Origin of the sequence: Paenibacillus gallinarum, assembly GCF_014836635.1 — a bacterium.
Taxonomy (GTDB): domain Bacteria; phylum Bacillota; class Bacilli; order Paenibacillales; family Paenibacillaceae; genus Paenibacillus; species Paenibacillus gallinarum.
Map to the genome: position 1 here is coordinate 134,423 of NZ_JACSQL010000002.1, position 16,802 is coordinate 151,224.

The following is a 16,802-nucleotide window of genomic DNA, read 5'->3' on the forward strand; positions in this document are numbered from 1 at the left end:
CGGTGAAGCGAAGACTTGCGATTATCTTGACTACAGTCATTATCGGCTGTTTGCTAATATCCCAAGGCACCAATTTCGCGAAACCTATATCGGGGACGGAATCTGAATTAAAGACAGAGACAGTGTCCGAATCTGCGCAGGCCGATGAACAGACTGTCGTGGGTACGGCTACGAGTGTCGACTCCGGTAAAGCGGCGAGTATAGCTAGCGGTATGGAAATGGCGGCAGAGAATGAATTTTTGATTTTGTACGTCAACACGTTAACGACGGAAATCGCTGTTCAAGATAAGCGCAGCGGAGCAATTTGGTATTCCAATCCTCAAGATCGCGAGGACGATTCAATCGCAACTGGATATAACAAGGCAAAGCTGAACGTACAGATCGAAATATCTTATTTGGACAATGCAGGAAACTCATTAAAGTATGACAACTATACACATAGTGTTCAGAATGAACAATTTGTCTTAGAGAAGGTAAAAGGCGGCTTGAACATCGATTATACGCTGGGAGAAGCTAAAAGCGATATCGACGCGATCCCTAAATATATTAGCGAGGAAAGATTTCAAACTCTCATTATAGATAAACTTGAAGATGCGGGAGAAAAGAGAGAAGTTGAAAAACGTTTTAAACATAATGAGGAAGAGAAGAGATACGAAAGAAGGGACTCCTCACTCAAGGGCGTCGGATTAAAAAAGGTGACGGATGCTTTCGAAAAGGCCGGATATAACGAGGAACAGAAAGCGATCGATAACGCTGCGTTTGGCGTGACGGCTGCTGACAACCTCACTGTTAAGATTCCCCTCCATTATCGGCTTGATGGAGAGGACTTGAAGGTCACAATCGAGTCGGGCGGTATCGAATATCCGGAATCGCTGAAAATTCAAACCCTATCCCTTTTACCATTCTTTGGTGCGAGTGGACTGGAGGATGAAGGTTATACACTCGTTCCGGATGGTTCTGGTTCACTGATCCGCTTCAACAATGAAAAAACGTATGCTGCCCCGTTCCGTAAAGAGTTATATGGAACCGATTCAGCGATTAGTCAGCAGATCCGTATACAGAATGATAAAGCTGCGCGATTGCCTGTATTCGGGATGAAATATGTAGACAGGGCAATCGTCGGTATCATTGAAGAGGGAGATGCAGTCGCTTCAGTCGAGGCTGACATAAGTGGAAGGCTGAACGTCTATAACACGGTGTCCCCTAGCTTTACGCTGCGCAAACTTGAGGAGGTCACACTGACGAATGGGTGGCGTTCTAGTACAGTGAAGAAGTTTCAAACAGAGCCTTTCCAAGGTGATATTAGCGTCCGCTACGGCTTTCTTGGCGCGGAGGAAGCCAGTTACTCTGGTATGGCCGCGCACTATCGGGATTATTTAATCAAGCAAGCAGGTTTAACTAGGCTGACAGGTGAAGAAAGTATTCCGTTTTATGCTGAGTTTATTGGTGGTATACCTAAAAAGAAATTTTTTATAGGCATTCCCTACAACGCCTATGAGCCGCTTACGACTTTTAATCAGGCCGAATCCGTATTAGGTCAAATGCTGGAATCGGGAATAGACAACATCAAGCTTCGTTATACAGGTTGGTTCAACGGCGGTATCAACCACGATCTTGCGAAATCTATTTCTGTCGACAAGAAGCTTGGAGGAAGCAAAGGGTTGAAAAAGCTGAAAACTTATGCAGATGCGAATGGTATCTCGCTGTTCCCCGACGCATCATTTCTTGAAGCGGCTCCGCAATCGGAAGGTTTCAAAAACTCGCAGGCTTCCCGGTTTATTACAGGCAAGCTGGCGAAAGTTTTTCCGTACAGTTATGCAGATTTCAAAGAAAAAGACGACCTCGAACCTGGTTATGTACTCAGTCCGAAGTCACTACCTGAATTGGTAAGCGGATTCATAGACGATTACGAGAAGCTTCAGCTCACCGGATTGTCGCTGAGTGATCTTGGTAATAAGCTGAATTCCGACTTTAACCGTTCCCACGTTATTGATCGTGAAGAATCAAAAAGCATAGTGGACGAACAGTTGAAGCGAATAAGCAGCTCCATCGAGGAAATATTGCTTGAGGGCGGGAATGCCTACGCGGCTCCTTATGCGGAGCATATCGTAGAAGCGCCGATGACAAGCAGCAACTTTATCATTACCGATGGAACCGTTCCTTTCTTTCAACTCGTGTTTCACGGATATGTAAATTATGCGGGAACCGCCTGGAATATGGCGGAGGATCAAGATTCTACGTACAACTTCTTGAAGGCGCTCGAAACGGGCTCAGCTATGAATTACACGTGGTTTGTTGCTGATTCGTCGGTGATAAAAATGACGGATTTTGATCATTTGTATTCAGCCGATTACCGCCTATGGATCGAGGAAGCAGCACAAAGGTATCGCGAACTTAACAATGTACTCCATGATGTACAATCCGAAACGATTACCGATCATCGAGAGCTTGCCCAAGGTGTGTTTCAAACTACGTTTGAAAAAGGAAAAACGATCATCGTCAATTATAACGATATGGAATCGAACGTGAACGGAATTATAGTGGGGGCAAAGGATTATTGGGTTGGAGGTGAAACGCAGCGATGAGGTTCAGGAAGCTTTCGCTTGAACAAAAAAACAGATATTACGGACTTTATTTCATACTTCCGTGGTTTGCAGGCTTCTTGTTCCTGTTTATGATTCCGCTGCTGTCCTCATTCCGGTACAGTTTAAGCAATCTGCAGGTTACGGATGAGGGATTTAGCCTGAAGTTTATCGGCTTGTCCAACTATCGAGAGGCTCTGCTTTCACATGAATCTTATGTCAGGGTATTGACGGAATCTGTGATGAATATTGCGATTAATACACCGCTTGTTATTATATTCAGTTTATTTTTTGCGGTTCTTCTCAATCAGAAGTTTAGAGGACGGGTGATTGCTCGGGCAATCTTCTTCCTTCCCGTTATACTCGCATCCGGAATTATTGCCAGCATCGAAAACGGTGATTTGATGCAGTCGGTCGTTCGAAGTGCGAACGATACGACCGGAGGCGGTTTATCTTTTATGAAAAATCTGGAGCTCACTATCATGCTCGTTGAATCAGGGATCAATGTTACTTTGGTAGAGTATTTGACAGGGGCTGTCAGCCGGATTTATGAGATTGTAAGTCAATCAGGTGTCCAAATTTTAATTTTTCTAGCTGGGCTTCAGTCAATCTCTCCCTCCTTATACGAGGCCGCCAAGATTGAAGGATCTACTGGTTACGAGGCTTTTTGGAAAATTACATTCCCCATGATCAGCCCATTGATTCTGACGAATCTGGTATACACGATAATCAATAGCTTTATCAGTGATGATACAAGCCGATTAGTAGTGGATACAGCATTCAAAAGCTTCGATTTTGGTCTCAGTGCTGCCATGGCATGGATGTATTTTGCCGTCATTGCACTTGTACTGTGGGTCACGACTTTGATCGTGTCGCGAAAGGTATTTTACCAAGATTAGCGGTTTGAAGGAGGGATTACATGAAGATGGAAAGCGTAGTGCAAAAGCGGCAGACGAAAGAAGAGCGAATACAACGTATAACATCCCCTGACTATTGGATTGAATTCACAAAGAGATGGTTATGGATCTTCGTCCGATTTGTACTCATTTTTGGTATCTCGTTTGTCATCATCTATCCGATTTTATTGAAGTTATCGATTTCGTTTAAGAGTATGGACGATTTATACGATCCCACCGTCATTTGGGTGCCTAAGCAGTTTACGCTTGAGAACTTCAAGCTGGTATTCGAAGCGATGAATTATCCGCGTGTTTTGCTCAATACGTTTTTTCTCTCTTCCGCAGTTATGTTGCTGCAGACGATATCTTGCGTGCTGGCTGGTTACGGTTTTGCGAGAGTGAAGTTCAAGGGAAGCGGTCTTTTATTTGGGGCTGTTATTTTCACAATTTTAGTGCCATCCCATACGATTATGATCCCGCTCTATCTAAACTTCAAAAATTTTGATCTGTTTGGAGTAATTGAGCTGATTAGCGGCAAACCCGCTAACTTAATCAACTCCTACTGGCCATTTATCATTTCTGCAGTTCTCGGCATGGGCGTGAAGACGGGCTTATACGTCTATATTTTCCGCCAGTTTTTCAAAGGGATTCCACGGGAGATTGAAGAAGCCGCATACGTCGACGGAGCGGGCTACTTTAAAACTTTTAGTAGAGTTATTTTACCCAATGCAGTCCCTGCGATGGTAACAGTCATGTTGTTCTCGTTCGTATGGCAATGGAACGATTCCTTCTTTACAAACATGTATTTGAATGAACCAAAGGTCATGTCGTCGATGATGTCATCTTCCGGATATGCAATTGCAACGTACCTTAGCGGAGGGGAACAGGCAGCAACGGCATCCTACGTTCAGGATCCGTTTTTCATGTCGATGATGATGAATACCAGCGTCTTGATGGCTATATTCCCCCTTATTATTTTATATCTGTTCGTGCAAAGGCACTTTGTAGAAAGTGTGGAACGTTCAGGATTAGTAGGTTAGGAGATGCGGATGAAAAAGAAAACGATAGTCATCACACTTGTCGCTGTTTCTTCAGTACTCGGTTTGTATTTCGGAATTACATCAGGTGGGTCCGGCAGTTCTCATAATTCAAATAAGGTGAAAGAGGCGGAGGAGCCCATACAGCAGCCGGTGCCTTTGGACGCCTATGTATCGATTGATGGATCGGAACGATATCAAACGATTGATAATTTCGGTGCTTCCGACGCGTGGTCCATGGATCCTATAGGGAAACATTGGACAGATGAAAATAAAAATCGCGTAGCGGATTTACTTTTTTCAAGAGAGAAAGGGATCGGGTTATCGGCCTGGCGTTTTAATATTGGCGCAGGGTCGGCAGAAACGGACCAGACGATTATTCCTGATCCGTGGCGGCGGGCTGAGGCATTCAAGATGTCAGAGGATGACGATTACGATTGGAGCAAACAGCAGGGGCAGCAGTGGTTTTTGCAGGCTGCCAAGGCGCGCGGGGTAGATACCCTGATCGCGTTCGTGAACAGTCCTCCGGTATGGATGACAAAGAATGGTCACGCCCAGCCTGATATGTCTGTTGGCTCCACGAATTTGAAAGAAGGCTACGAGGATAAGTTTGCAACATACTTAATTGATGTTTTAGCCCATTTTAGACAGGAAGGTCTCGACTTTACATATATAAGTCCCATTAACGAGCCGACCTGGGATTGGAATCAGGCACATCAGGAAGGGAATCGTTATAACAATGATGATCTAAAACGCGTTATTCTCGAATTGTATCGGCAGATAAAGGAAAGCGGATTAGATGTGCAAATCAGCGCACAAGACGGTGTGGAAATCACCTCGTTATTAGATGATGAATATTATCAAAGGTTTGCAGGTGGGGAGCAATATACGGGCGGGGCCAACAGTCTTGGAACAGGCAAATACCGCGAATACATTAAGGATTTACTCGGCGACCCTGATCTTAAGGAAGCGATTGGCAATAAGATTGCTTCGCATTCCTATTGGTCTGATTACAGTAAGCCAGGTGACGATCGGTTGGGTGAACTTAGAGAGTTACTGGTTGCTAATATGAAAAAGTATGATGCCGATGCAAAATATTGGGTCACGGAATATTGTATACTCGGGGATTACGGTCCCGGCCGTGACCTTGGCATGGCTCCCGCTTTGCATGTGGCCCGAACCATTCACTTTGATTTAACTGAGGCGAATGCAGCCGCATGGCAGTGGTGGACGGCGGTTTCCAAGGTGGATTACAAAGATGGGCTGATCTATACCGATTTTAAAGAGGCGGGCGACGAGCAAAATATTTTAACTTCTAAAATCATGTGGACTCTTGGTAATTACAGCAAATTTATACGCCCAGGGGCAGATCGTATCTCGCTTTCGGGCCTGGATGAGAATTCCCGTAGCGGTTTACTGGGTTCGGCATACGTTCATGCCGGTGAACAGACGGTTACTGCCGTGTTTGTTAATGATAGCGAAGAGGATAAGCGTATTCGCATTTCTCTGGAAGGCGTGGACAAGAACCACTCGATCGCGAAGATGGAATCCTACATTACGTCGGATAGCCATGATCTTGCTCGGGGAGAGGATGTTCCTATGCTAGAAGATCATTCTTTTGAAGCAACGATTCCTGCGAAGTCTGTTGTTACCCTGACGGGCGGAGGGGCAGAGGGTACAGTCGAAGCAATTGATGACATGGAAAGTGAAGTGACGACGAAAATGAATGCTGAGAATGGAAATAGCGGAAGTGATGAAGAAGCGGTTCAATGGGCTAAAGAAGCGCTCCAAGTATACAATATTGATAACGTAAAGGGTCACTTGAATTTGCCTGTCATAGGAGACAATGGAACGAAGATCATTTGGGAATCGGGTAATTCTAAAGTGATTACAGAGTCGGGAGAAGTGATGCGCCCTAGGAATGGGAACGGAGATGTATCCGTAGCACTCACAGCAACGATCTCCAAAAATGGAGTCACTGCAGTGAAAGTGTTTAACGCGGTAGTAATAGCGCAACCTGTCCAAGAAGATTACGCCGGTTATCTCTTCTCTTACTTTACGGGAGAAGGAACACCAGAAGGAGAGCAAGTTTATTTTGCACTTAGTGAAGGAAACGACCCGCTGCACTGGAAAGAGTTGAATGGCGGGAAGCCGGTACTTCTATCTACAATGGGTGAAAAAGGAGTAAGGGATCCTTTTATGATCCGCTCTCCTGAAGGTGACAGATTCTATATGATAGCTACCGATTTAAAAATAAACGGTGACTGGAACTGGGACCGAGCCCAAAGACAGGGGAGCCGCTCCATTGTGGTATGGGAATCAAGCGATCTTGTGAAGTGGTCGGAGCCAAGAATGGTAGAGATTTCACCCGAAGAAGCGGGTAACACCTGGGCACCTGAGGTTTTTTACGATGAGACTACAGGTGAATATATTGTATTTTGGGCTTCCAAATTGTTTGCCGATGAAACCCATACCGGGGATGCTCATCAAAAAATCATGTACAGCAAAACCCGAGATTTTCATGTCTTTACGGAAGCACAGGAATATATAGATTTCGGATATTCCATTATCGATACGACAATGATTTCTCATAGAGGGAAGATCTATAGATTTACAAAAGATGAAAGAGATAACCAGTCTTTATCCCCTTACGGTAAAATGATTTTTCAGGAGTCATTGGATTCCGTATTCGATCCTGATTATCAAATGATTAAAGAAGGTGTCGGCAGCATTAAAGGAGTCGAAGGACCAACTGTTTTCAAATCCAATACGGAAGAAAAATGGTACCTGTTCGTCGACGAATTTGGTGGCAGAGGGTATGTGCCGCTTGAAACGACGGATCTGGACTCTGGAGTATGGAACATTTCTCCGAAGTACGATTTACCCAATAGTCCTCGCCATGGGACGGTTATACCGATAACCAAAACCGAGTACGATGCTATTAACGCTAAATATTTGCTTAACCGTTAGAGTTTCAATAAATTAGAATGTAATATAAAATACTCTCTTGGATTTATTTTGGATGACATATCCAGAATAATTTCAATGGGAGTTTTTTGTCGAGGGAGGAAATCCAATAAATGGCATAGGAAAGAAAGTTTAAGGAGGAGCATATACGGTTAAATTTGGGTATACCTATACGAACGTACGTGCTATAATGGTCAAGATATTTCAGATGGAATGCAGCTTTCTAAGCGCCAGACACCTCAGAATTATACATCTTACAGAAGGGAAGTATTATTACCATGATGGGTAGAACCCATATTATTGTTGGAACAGGGATATCCTTATCCCTTTTAGAGCTGGGTGGCATACCAATCACGGTTCCTGCAGTGGCTATTGCTCTCGTAAGCTCCATATTGCCGGATATTGATGAACCAAACTCACTACTTGTGACACGTGTAATTCCCAATTGGCTGCTTAGAATTGTTCAGATTGCGCTGATTATTCTGGCCCTGGCTGTTGGTATATATGGGATGGCTCATTCACCGTGGAACTGGATCCTTGCTGCCCTCATTGCGACGGTTTCTTTTATGCCTTCCAGGTCGCTAAGGCAGTGGATTATGTTCTTTATTGGACTTGGGCTCATCGTATATGGTCACTCATTCCATCCATGGAATCTGCTTGTTGGCAGTCTTTTGATCTTGGCCACCCTTGTTCCTCATAGGGGACTGACCCATACCTTGTATGCAATTGCCGTGTGGACGTTCTTACTATACGGGACAACTAAGTCATATGGAGATGCAGTATGGATTGCTGGAGGATTGTCGTATTCCCTTCACCTCTTGGCTGACAGTTTAACAAGCCGGGGGATTCGCCCACTTCCACCGTTCAAGTGGAAGATTAAATTCAAACTGATGAGTACGGGTTCGAAGCAAGGCGCTTGGGTAGAAATTTTCTTTATCGGAGTTACGTTTATTATTGCCTGGCTATCCTTTTCACCCTTATTTCTATAAGTATCTTTCCTTGGGAAGGATTTTATCCATAAAAAAGGTGCCCCTTTAAGCATTGTGCTTAAAAGGACACCTTTTTTGTTTTATCTTAGGCCTATACAGACAGATTAGGAATTTTCAATAATCGTGTTCATCGTCGTACGATCAAGTCCACGAACGAGCTTGATGATCAGCTCTTTCGCTGCATCATAATCATCGGTGTGAATAATTGAAGAGGATGTATGAATATATCTTGCACAGATTCCAATCACCGTAGATGGAACGCCGATTCCGCTCAAATGAACTTGCCCTGCATCGGTGCCGCCTGGAGAAATAAAGTATTGGTATTTAATTTTATTCGTTTCCGCAGTATCCTGCACATACTCAACCATACCGCGATGGGTAAGCATACCCGGATCGAGAATCCGTAGAAGCGCACCTTTGCCGATGTGACCAAATTGACTCTTATCTCCCGTCATATCGTTTGCTGCACTGCAATCGAGCGCAAAGAAGATATCCGGCTGAATAAGATTGGCTGCTGTACGTGCTCCGCGTAGCCCCAGTTCTTCCTGAACCGTTGCACCAGAATACAAAATATTGGGAAGTTTTTCTTTATGCAAGGCTTCCAGCAGTTCTATGGAGAGGCCGACACCGTAACGATTATCCCACGCTTTTGCCATGATTTTTTTCTCGTTTTTAAGTGGCGTGAACTCACAGATCGGCACGATTTGCATACCCGGTTTAATTCCCCAGGATTCTGCTTCCGCGCGGTTATCTGCACCGATATCTAAATACATGGTACTCAGCTCAACAGGTTTGCTGCGCTGTGCTTCAGACAATAAATGAGTAGGAGTAGAGCCGACAACGCCTGTAATCGGTCCATTCGGTGTAATGATTTGCAGTCGCTGTGATAACACAGCCTGGCTCCACCATCCGCCGATGGGACGGAAAGTAACCATACCTGTCTCCGTAACACCCGAGGTCATAAATCCTACTTCATCAAAATGTCCAGCGACCATCACTTTCGGTCCTTCTTCATTGCCGCGTAATACACCAAATAAGCTGCCAAGACGGTCTTGAACGAACTCATTTGTATACTCCGACATTAAGCTTTTCGCATAGGCACGAAGTTCTCTTTCAAAACCAGGTGCTGAAGGGAACTCGGTTAGCGTTTTAAACAGTTCTTTTGTTTTCTGTTCCATCATCATCTCTCCTGTCATTTATTAATTATGTACCAATGTTCAATTCCTCTATTATGAACTTGGAAATCCTGATTGTCCATGTTGTAATCTCTCCCTGTCCTGGGTCCTTAGGACGATAATTCATAACTTAGATTGGGTGTTGCTCACAAGACAACTGCCTAGTGCATAGACTAATAATGAATGCAAAAGTTCCTCGAAAGACTGCCAAATTGATGAAGGGAGCGGACGAGATATGGATCCTCACGTTAGAAAAGGATTAATTATGCTCGGCGTTTTAATTATTTTAACTATTTTTGTTCTTTTCTATAAATGAAACATAAATTCACGGGAGAGCAGCGATATAACAATAGATGAATCCCCCCCCCTTTATTATCCATCCAGAAGGATGATTTACCAAACATAAGATTGGTGAGTGTAACCCATAATGAACATATCTCAGGCACGACGAAAGTGTGAGAGAAATTACTTAGGGTTATGAGGGGGGTGTCAGCTATTTCGGATCAAAAGAAATCTCCGGAAACAAGCGCGAAATCTTCTTCGCTATCAATCGATACGAAGGAATACAAAAAGATTGCATCAAAGCATGAGCCTTCAAGGCCTGTTTTAAAAAACTGTATTCGCGCATTTCTTGTTGGGGGGACCATTTGTCTGATTGGACAATGTATCCAGCAGGCTTTTATGACCGGATTTGATATGACGCAGAAGGATGCTGCTAGCCCTACGGTTGCAGTTCTTATTTTGACATCTGTCATTCTGACTTGTTTTGGAGTATACGATAAATTGGCGCAATTTGCAGGTGCAGGTTCTGCTGTACCGGTTACCGGTTTTGCCAATTCCATGTGTTCCGCTGCACTTGAACATCGGTCCGAGGGACTTGTTTTAGGTGTGGGTGCAAACATGTTTAAGCTGGCCGGATCGGTTATCGTCTTCGGTGTGGTCGCTGCCTTTATTATCGGAGTTATTTACGCTTGTCTCGGATTTGGGGGTTACCATCTATGAAACGAGTTGGAAAGCAGAGCTGGGAATTTGAGAACAAACCGAGAATTATTGGAGCCTCTAGTGTTGTAGGGCCAGAAGAAGGCGAAGGTCCTTTAAAAGACTACTTCGATTATGTTTACGATAATTTGGAGCTTGGTGAAAAGACATGGGAGAAAGCCGAAAGAAGGCTTTTTGAACATGCAGCGCAAATGGCTATTGCAAATGCCGGCATATCGAAAAATGATCTGCAGTTTTTTGTTGGCGGCGACTTAATGAACCAGATTATAAGCAGCTCCTTCTCGGCGAGGCAGTTAGGGGTTCCATATTTAGGATTATTCGGGGCATGTTCCACATCGATGGAGAGTTTAGCTCTTGCAGCGCTTATTGTAGATTCTGGCGGGGGGGACAAGGTCCTTGCTGGTACATCCAGTCATAACTGCACAGTGGAAAAACAGTTTCGTTATCCAACAGAGTATGGTGCTCAGAAACCGCCAACAGCGCAAAATACAGTGACTGGCTCTGGGTGTGCCGTTGTCAGTAGTACAGGCAAAGGCCCAATTGTCACGCGTGCGACAATCGGACGAGTTATGGACCTCGGAATCAAGGACCCTTTTAACATGGGAGCAGCTATGGCACCTGCAGCCGCAGATACAATTATTGCTCATTTTCGTGATACAGGACTTGAACCAGGCTACTATGATCTCGTGGTTACCGGTGACCTCGCATCGGTGGGACTACCCATTGCTAAGGATTTGCTCGAAAAAGAAGGAATTCCAATGGAGCAAACGGTCTTTAATGATTGCGGGTTAATGATTTATGACCTCAAGAAACAAACGTATGTCTTTGCCGGCGGTAGTGGATGCGGGTGTTCAGCAACGGTAACTTATGGACATCTTCTAAAGAGAATGGAGCAAGGGGAGCTAAACAAAATATTGGTCGTAGCAACAGGTGCTTTATTATCCCCTTTATCATATCAACAAGGCGAGACCATTCCTTGTATTGCACATGCGGTCGCGATTGAGAAAGAGGGGGCTAACTAAAATGCAGTTTCTATGGGCTTTTCTAGTCGGCGGAGCGATTTGTGTTATCGGACAATTGATGTTTGATGTACTTAAACTAACACCAGCACATACGATGAGTACACTCGTTGTTGCTGGTGCGGTCGCTGACGCTTTAGGTATATATGACCCGCTTGTAAAATTTGCAGGTGCAGGCGCATCCGTACCGATCACAAGTTTTGGGAACTCTCTTGTTCATGGCGCGCTGATCGAGCTTGAAAAAGATGGCTGGTTGGGCGTAATAACAGGAGTGTTCAGCGTAACAAGCGCCGGTATTTCGTCAGCGATTATCTTTTCTTTCCTCGCAGCCTTGTTTGTCAGACCGAAAGGGTAATATGTATCGAGCATTAATAAAAAAGAAATCTTATGAGAAATTATGAGGTTTCTTTTTTATTATGATTTTATAATAGGAAAGGTAACTCTATCTTTCTTTCATTTAATAGATTTGTAGCTTGATTGCACTACCCGATGTAAGTTACACTATCCACACTTCCCTATTTTTGTATGAAATGAACAATAAGGATTCATTCTTTCATCATAAAATCCTAGTTACAAATTGTACTTTCCGCACTTATTTCATGTACAATATAAGGAAAAACCACTGCCTATTAGGAGGTAATACAATAAATGCCTGTGACTAAGGAATCAGTACATACTATATCCAGAGTCAAATCGAATCTCGAATCTACTATATTAGGCAAATCATTTGAAATTAAGTTGCTTCTGACGGCTTTGCTGGCCGGAGGGCATGTGCTTATAGAAGACGTTCCTGGAACAGGAAAAACACAAATGATTAAGGCACTCGCTCGTTCGATGAAGGGAGAGTACCGCCGAATTCAGTGTAATCCAGATATCTTGCCTAGTGACATTACAGGAGTCTCCGTATTTCATCCTCGAGATGAACGCTTCTACTTTAGACCTGGTCCTGTGATGACGAATATTCTTCTTGCCGATGAAATTAACCGGGCGACAACTAAATCTCAGTCTGCTTTGCTTGAAGTAATGGAAGAGTGCAGTGTAACTGTAGATGGGGATACGTATGATCTTCCTAAACCGTTTATGCTTTGTGCCACGCAGAACCCGATTGATTTTGAAGGTACATATACGCTTCCAGAAGCACAGCTGGATCGTTTTATGCTGAAGTTTAGTCTCGGTTATCCGGACGCAGAGACGGAGAAGTATCTATTAAAACAACATCAGCAGGGACAACCGGCAGACAAACTTACTCCGGTTACTACAATGGAAGAAATCGCATCCATTCAAGATGAAATTCGCAGTGTGTACATGGAAGAAGCGGTTACCGATTATTTACTTGGTATCGTCCGCAGTACAAGGGAACATCCGGCAGCGCTGCTCGGTGCGAGTCCGCGTGCTGCGATCTCATTTATGAACGCTGTGAAAAGCTACGCTTTTTTGCATGAAAGAGATTACGTCATTCCTGATGATGTGAAGGTTCTAGCTCCTTATGTGATCTCGCACCGGATCGTACTGAAACCAGAAGCTAGACTTGATAATGTCAGTCAGGAAACAGTTCTTGCACAGGTGCTTCGAAACGAAAAAGTTCCTGTCTCGATGGAGCGCTGATATTAGATGCTGAAACTGGCGCGGTTTAGGCCGTGGCAATTTATGAGATCCAGACTATGGGTGGTGCTGCTAGTATGGATCACATGTCTGCTTTACGTTTTGTTTCAGGGCGGCAAAACATCGATTATGCTTTTTGGTATGGTCAGTTTACTTAGTATATATTTAGTGATTGGTAAGTTTAACGGGGTTGGTCGAACGAGGGGAGAACGAAAGTTAACTGCGGGAAATGAACATGCGGAGCTGCTTCACGCAGGCGATCAAGTTCAGGTACGGTTGGATTTACAGATTCCGGGCATACTTCCATTGCCATATGTTGTAATTAGAGAAGTATTAAAGCGGCATAATGGAGAATCCTGGTCATTTGAAGAAAGTCTGATTCCAAATATGCGAGGAAACGGTACGCTTGTTTTTCAAACTCCGCCGCTCGAACGCGGGAAATATCATTTCACAGATACAGAATGCGTGAGTGAAGATATTTTCGGCCTGATTGAGCATAAAGGGAAATTCCAAGCCCAAGGTTCATTCAGGGTACTTCCGAGAACGGTTTTTATCCCTTACTGGCAGCTGTATGATCGGAATTCCAAGTTATCTGGTCCGCAGACGGCAATGATGAAGTCTCGCCGAGAGACAACACAAATTAATGGCGTTCGTGATTATGTGTATGGTGACCGGTTATCACGGATTCACTGGAATGCTACAGCTAAAACAGGGCAATGGAAATCAAAGGAATTTGAACACGAGTCTGTGCCGAAAACGATGATTATTTTAGATTCTAGAGCACTTGGCTATAAAAATTCAGAGCAATATGAACTTGCTGTCTCTACTGCAGCCTCACTTCTGGAGTACGGAAGCCGGGAGCGAATGGGCATGGGACTATGTACCCTTAGCGAGAAAACAACTTGTTTTCAGCCGACCGATAGCTTGAATGATCGCTATAGAATGATGCATCATCTAGTTGATCTGGATTCGAGCGGAACCGGAAATTTACTCTCGGGCGTGCAGGAGTCCATTCGTTTCTTTCCGCAAGGTGCATTTTTTGTTCTGATTTCAGCAGAGCATAATTCAGAGGTCCTCGAAACATTGCGTTTTGCAGGTTCCCGAGGCATGACGGCTTGCCACATTCAAATTATCAGCGAATCCGAACCAAAGTTAAACAACGAATGGATCTCAATGCTTCGTACTCGAGGAATGAAAGGGTACAGGGTGTCTGATTTGCAAGAGCTGCCCTCAGTTCTAGGAGGAGGGAATGCATGAGAATCTTTTCAAGCAGGCAAAAACGTTCCTGGTATGACGCATTCGCATTATTATGGATTGTCATCATGGGATTGCAATGGGTCTCTTACACAGAGCCTGTCTGGTTTCAGCAAACGACTGCACTTGTCGCCGTAACATTAATCAGTGTAGCGATCTGTGAGATGGTTATCCCATTTCGTACAAGTATTCGAATGTTTTTTAAATTAATCCTTATCGGATTTATTTTATATTATGTATTATCTTATTACGGTATTTTTATACCAAATGGCACCTTATCTGAGAACCTTACCGCCTTTATTGCTAGCCTGAATCCTTATGTCTGGTTTGCAATTTGTACGTGGGTGATGATGGAGTGTATAATCCGGCTGATAACGGATGCTAGAAAAGTGCTGATGTTTCTTGGTTTGAACATTGTTGCCCTAGGGATTCTAGATTCTTTCACACCTGCTGTCCTATGGAAAGAGGTAGCTTGGACTGTATTTGCAGGTATGGCTTGGCTTGTGTGTCTGCATCTTCGGTCATTCCAGGTGAAATATCCTTTAGGTTGGAAGAGATTACGTCGTAATCCTTTTAAAATTGTTGCCAACGTTATTGTTATCTTCTCACTGATTATCGTTGCCGGTGTAAATATGCCGATTGTACCTCCTATCTTGACGGATCCTTACACGGCATGGGTTAAGTATAGAGGAGATATTATACCAACGAATTTTTCCTCAACTGGGGAGAATGGAAATTTTACTAATTCTGAATCTGGATATAGCAGGGAAGATAATCAGCTCGGCGGCGGGTTTAATTATGATTATTCCCCTGTTATGTCGATAAATACAACAGATCGGAGTTACTGGCGTGGTGAGACACGGGACGAGTATTCAGGTACAGGTTGGCAGGAACCTTCTTCTTCACGTCGGTCCTTTGATGATGCAGATCTGAGAAGTGAACTTAATAACGACGGCGCTGCGACTCGGGGAAATACGAAGGAAGTAACCCAATCGGTCACAATGCTTAATGATAAGGTGTATCCTGTTCTTTTCGGCGCGTATGCGATTAATGAAGTGGTCTCGGTTGATGGAGAGAGCGAAGCGAATACGCTATTATGGAAAAGTGAACAAGCTGAGCTTCACTGGGATGGAAGTCGGGACACACCTTTTCCTAAAACCTATACGATCCAGTCCGAAGTGCCGCTAATTCCAGTAGATACGATTAAAGCTAAAACATACGAAGAACTGTATGGAACAGATGAGGTTAATTCTGATTACTTACAGATTCCTAATCGTTTTCCTGAGCGAGTTACTGAGTTAGCAAAAGAAATTACAGCAACATCAGAATATCCGTATGAAAAAGTCAGTTTACTGCAAAACTATCTAACAACCAATTTCAGTTACACAAACAATCCCGATCTATCGTTAAAACAGAGCAATGACTTTGTAGATAGTTTTCTGTTTGAAATAAAAGAAGGATACTGTGATTATTTCTCGACTTCACTTGTCATGATGGCACGCTCATTAGATATTCCGGCAAGATGGGTAAAAGGCTATGCTCCTGGTCAGGCTGACTTTGCTGAGGATGCAGCGTTCTCACAGATCAACGGTGAGATGTCTTCCATGTCATACGTAGTTACAAACGCAGATGCTCACTCTTGGGCTGAAGTGTATTTTGGAGAGGAATATGGCTGGGTTCCGGTGGAAGCTACTCCGGGCTTTAATATGCCGCTCCTTACCAGTGCAGAAGATGCAGATCCAGAGGAAACACCTGAGGAAGAAGAAGAGGTTCAGCCAGAAGAAACACCAGAACCGATAACAGATGAAAAGGATGCTGCTTTTACCGTAAGTCCGATTATTGGATGGACAGCTGTATCTGTATTAATCCTATGGGCAGGATATATTATATGGCGCAATCGATATATGCTGCATTTCTATGTTCTCAGATTAAGATTAGGTAAGCCGCTAACACCGGATCAAAAAGTCGTCGTAGAAACAGAGCGGTGGATTCGTATGGTTCGGCGTAAAGGTTTGCGCCGAGAGCAGCACGAAACGCTTCGAGAATCAATTGCAAGATGGGAACAAGAAGTTCCTGTAGTCGCAGCTGAGCTCTCTGAACTGCTAAGACAATTTGAAATGGCAAGGTATAGCCCGGATCATGTGCAGGAGAATGCTTGGCAAGAGGTACAAGACATAGCAGGACAAATGAAGAAAAGGCTGAAATCGGCACGGGTGTAAGCTTTCCCCGTGTCCGTTTTGCCTTTTTACTAACTGTACAGATTATGTTATAGTTTGTCGTAT

General features: G+C 44.0%; 12 protein-coding genes. 11 read left to right on the forward strand and 1 reads right to left on the reverse strand.

Annotated elements, in window-relative coordinates; all coding sequences use genetic code 11:
• Nucleotides 1–2 precede the first annotated feature (2 nt).
• The 5 genes from H9647_RS05550 to H9647_RS05570 all read left to right on the forward strand — a co-directional run bounded on the left by H9647_RS05550 (nt 3) and on the right by H9647_RS05570 (nt 8,471).
• Nucleotides 3–2,585, forward strand: a complete 2,583-nt coding sequence (locus H9647_RS05550; RefSeq protein ID WP_191798777.1) for a DUF5696 domain-containing protein — start codon at nt 3–5, stop codon at nt 2,583–2,585.
• Entirely contained in the window at nt 2,582–3,481 is a 900-nt protein-coding gene (locus H9647_RS05555) for a carbohydrate ABC transporter permease (protein WP_191798778.1), read from the forward strand. Before H9647_RS05550 ends, H9647_RS05555 begins: the two co-directional genes overlap by 4 nt.
• Nucleotides 3,482–3,501: 20 nt before the next feature.
• The gene (locus H9647_RS05560) at nt 3,502–4,518 is read left to right on the forward strand and encodes a carbohydrate ABC transporter permease (RefSeq protein ID WP_191798779.1); all 1,017 of its coding nucleotides are present in this window, start codon (nt 3,502–3,504) and stop codon (nt 4,516–4,518) included.
• A 9-nt stretch (nt 4,519–4,527) separates the two neighbouring features.
• Nucleotides 4,528–7,485, forward strand: coding sequence for a glycoside hydrolase (locus H9647_RS25675; RefSeq protein ID WP_225229109.1), 2,958 nt, complete (start codon nt 4,528–4,530; stop codon nt 7,483–7,485).
• A 275-nt stretch (nt 7,486–7,760) separates the two neighbouring features.
• A complete protein-coding gene (locus H9647_RS05570; RefSeq protein ID WP_191798780.1) occupies nt 7,761–8,471 on the forward strand; it encodes a metal-dependent hydrolase in 711 nt (236 codons plus the stop codon).
• A 104-nt stretch (nt 8,472–8,575) separates the two neighbouring features.
• Here the strand turns inward: H9647_RS05570 and H9647_RS05575 are convergent, their stop codons facing one another.
• A complete protein-coding gene (locus H9647_RS05575) occupies nt 8,576–9,649 on the reverse strand; it encodes a M42 family metallopeptidase (protein ID WP_191798781.1) in 1,074 nt (357 codons plus the stop codon).
• A 483-nt stretch (nt 9,650–10,132) separates the two neighbouring features.
• Here H9647_RS05575 and spoVAC point away from each other — a divergent pair, with 483 nt between their 5' ends.
• From spoVAC to H9647_RS05605, 6 genes are all read left to right on the forward strand, one after another.
• A complete protein-coding gene (spoVAC, locus tag H9647_RS05580) occupies nt 10,133–10,648 on the forward strand; it encodes a stage V sporulation protein AC (RefSeq protein WP_374705830.1) in 516 nt (171 codons plus the stop codon).
• The gene (gene spoVAD / locus H9647_RS05585; protein ID WP_191798783.1) at nt 10,645–11,667 is read left to right on the forward strand and encodes a stage V sporulation protein AD; all 1,023 of its coding nucleotides are present in this window, start codon (nt 10,645–10,647) and stop codon (nt 11,665–11,667) included. Before spoVAC ends, spoVAD begins: the two co-directional genes overlap by 4 nt.
• Nucleotide 11,668: 1 nt before the next feature.
• Entirely contained in the window at nt 11,669–12,019 is a 351-nt protein-coding gene (spoVAE, locus tag H9647_RS05590; protein WP_191798784.1) for a stage V sporulation protein AE, read from the forward strand.
• Between the two features lie 293 nt (nt 12,020–12,312).
• The gene (locus tag H9647_RS05595; RefSeq protein ID WP_191798785.1) at nt 12,313–13,269 is read left to right on the forward strand and encodes an AAA family ATPase; all 957 of its coding nucleotides are present in this window, start codon (nt 12,313–12,315) and stop codon (nt 13,267–13,269) included.
• Nucleotides 13,270–13,275: 6 nt separating this feature from the next.
• Complete coding sequence (locus H9647_RS05600) at nt 13,276–14,523, forward strand: DUF58 domain-containing protein (RefSeq protein WP_225229110.1); 1,248 nt, start codon at nt 13,276–13,278, stop codon at nt 14,521–14,523.
• A complete protein-coding gene (locus H9647_RS05605) occupies nt 14,520–16,739 on the forward strand; it encodes a DUF4129 domain-containing transglutaminase family protein (RefSeq protein ID WP_191798786.1) in 2,220 nt (739 codons plus the stop codon). Before H9647_RS05600 ends, H9647_RS05605 begins: the two co-directional genes overlap by 4 nt.
• Nucleotides 16,740–16,802: the final 63 nt, after the last annotated feature.

What these genes read in the sequence shown, in the direction of transcription:
- H9647_RS05555 (WP_191798778.1), top strand. Translation starts at nt 2,582, where the DNA reads ATGAGGTTCAGGAAGCTTTCGCTTGAACAAAAAAACAGATATTACGGA.
- H9647_RS05560 (WP_191798779.1), top strand. Translation starts at nt 3,502, where the DNA reads ATGAAGATGGAAAGCGTAGTGCAAAAGCGGCAGACGAAAGAAGAGCGA.
- H9647_RS25675 (WP_225229109.1), top strand. Translation starts at nt 4,528, where the DNA reads ATGAAAAAGAAAACGATAGTCATCACACTTGTCGCTGTTTCTTCAGTA.
- H9647_RS05570 (WP_191798780.1), top strand. Translation starts at nt 7,761, where the DNA reads ATGATGGGTAGAACCCATATTATTGTTGGAACAGGGATATCCTTATCC.
- H9647_RS05575 (WP_191798781.1), bottom strand. Translation starts at nt 9,649, where the DNA reads ATGGAACAGAAAACAAAAGAACTGTTTAAAACGCTAACCGAGTTCCCT.
- spoVAD (WP_191798783.1), top strand. Translation starts at nt 10,645, where the DNA reads ATGAAACGAGTTGGAAAGCAGAGCTGGGAATTTGAGAACAAACCGAGA.
- spoVAE (WP_191798784.1), top strand. Translation starts at nt 11,669, where the DNA reads ATGCAGTTTCTATGGGCTTTTCTAGTCGGCGGAGCGATTTGTGTTATC.
- H9647_RS05595 (WP_191798785.1), top strand. Translation starts at nt 12,313, where the DNA reads ATGCCTGTGACTAAGGAATCAGTACATACTATATCCAGAGTCAAATCG.
- H9647_RS05600 (WP_225229110.1), top strand. Translation starts at nt 13,276, where the DNA reads ATGCTGAAACTGGCGCGGTTTAGGCCGTGGCAATTTATGAGATCCAGA.
- H9647_RS05605 (WP_191798786.1), top strand. Translation starts at nt 14,520, where the DNA reads ATGAGAATCTTTTCAAGCAGGCAAAAACGTTCCTGGTATGACGCATTC.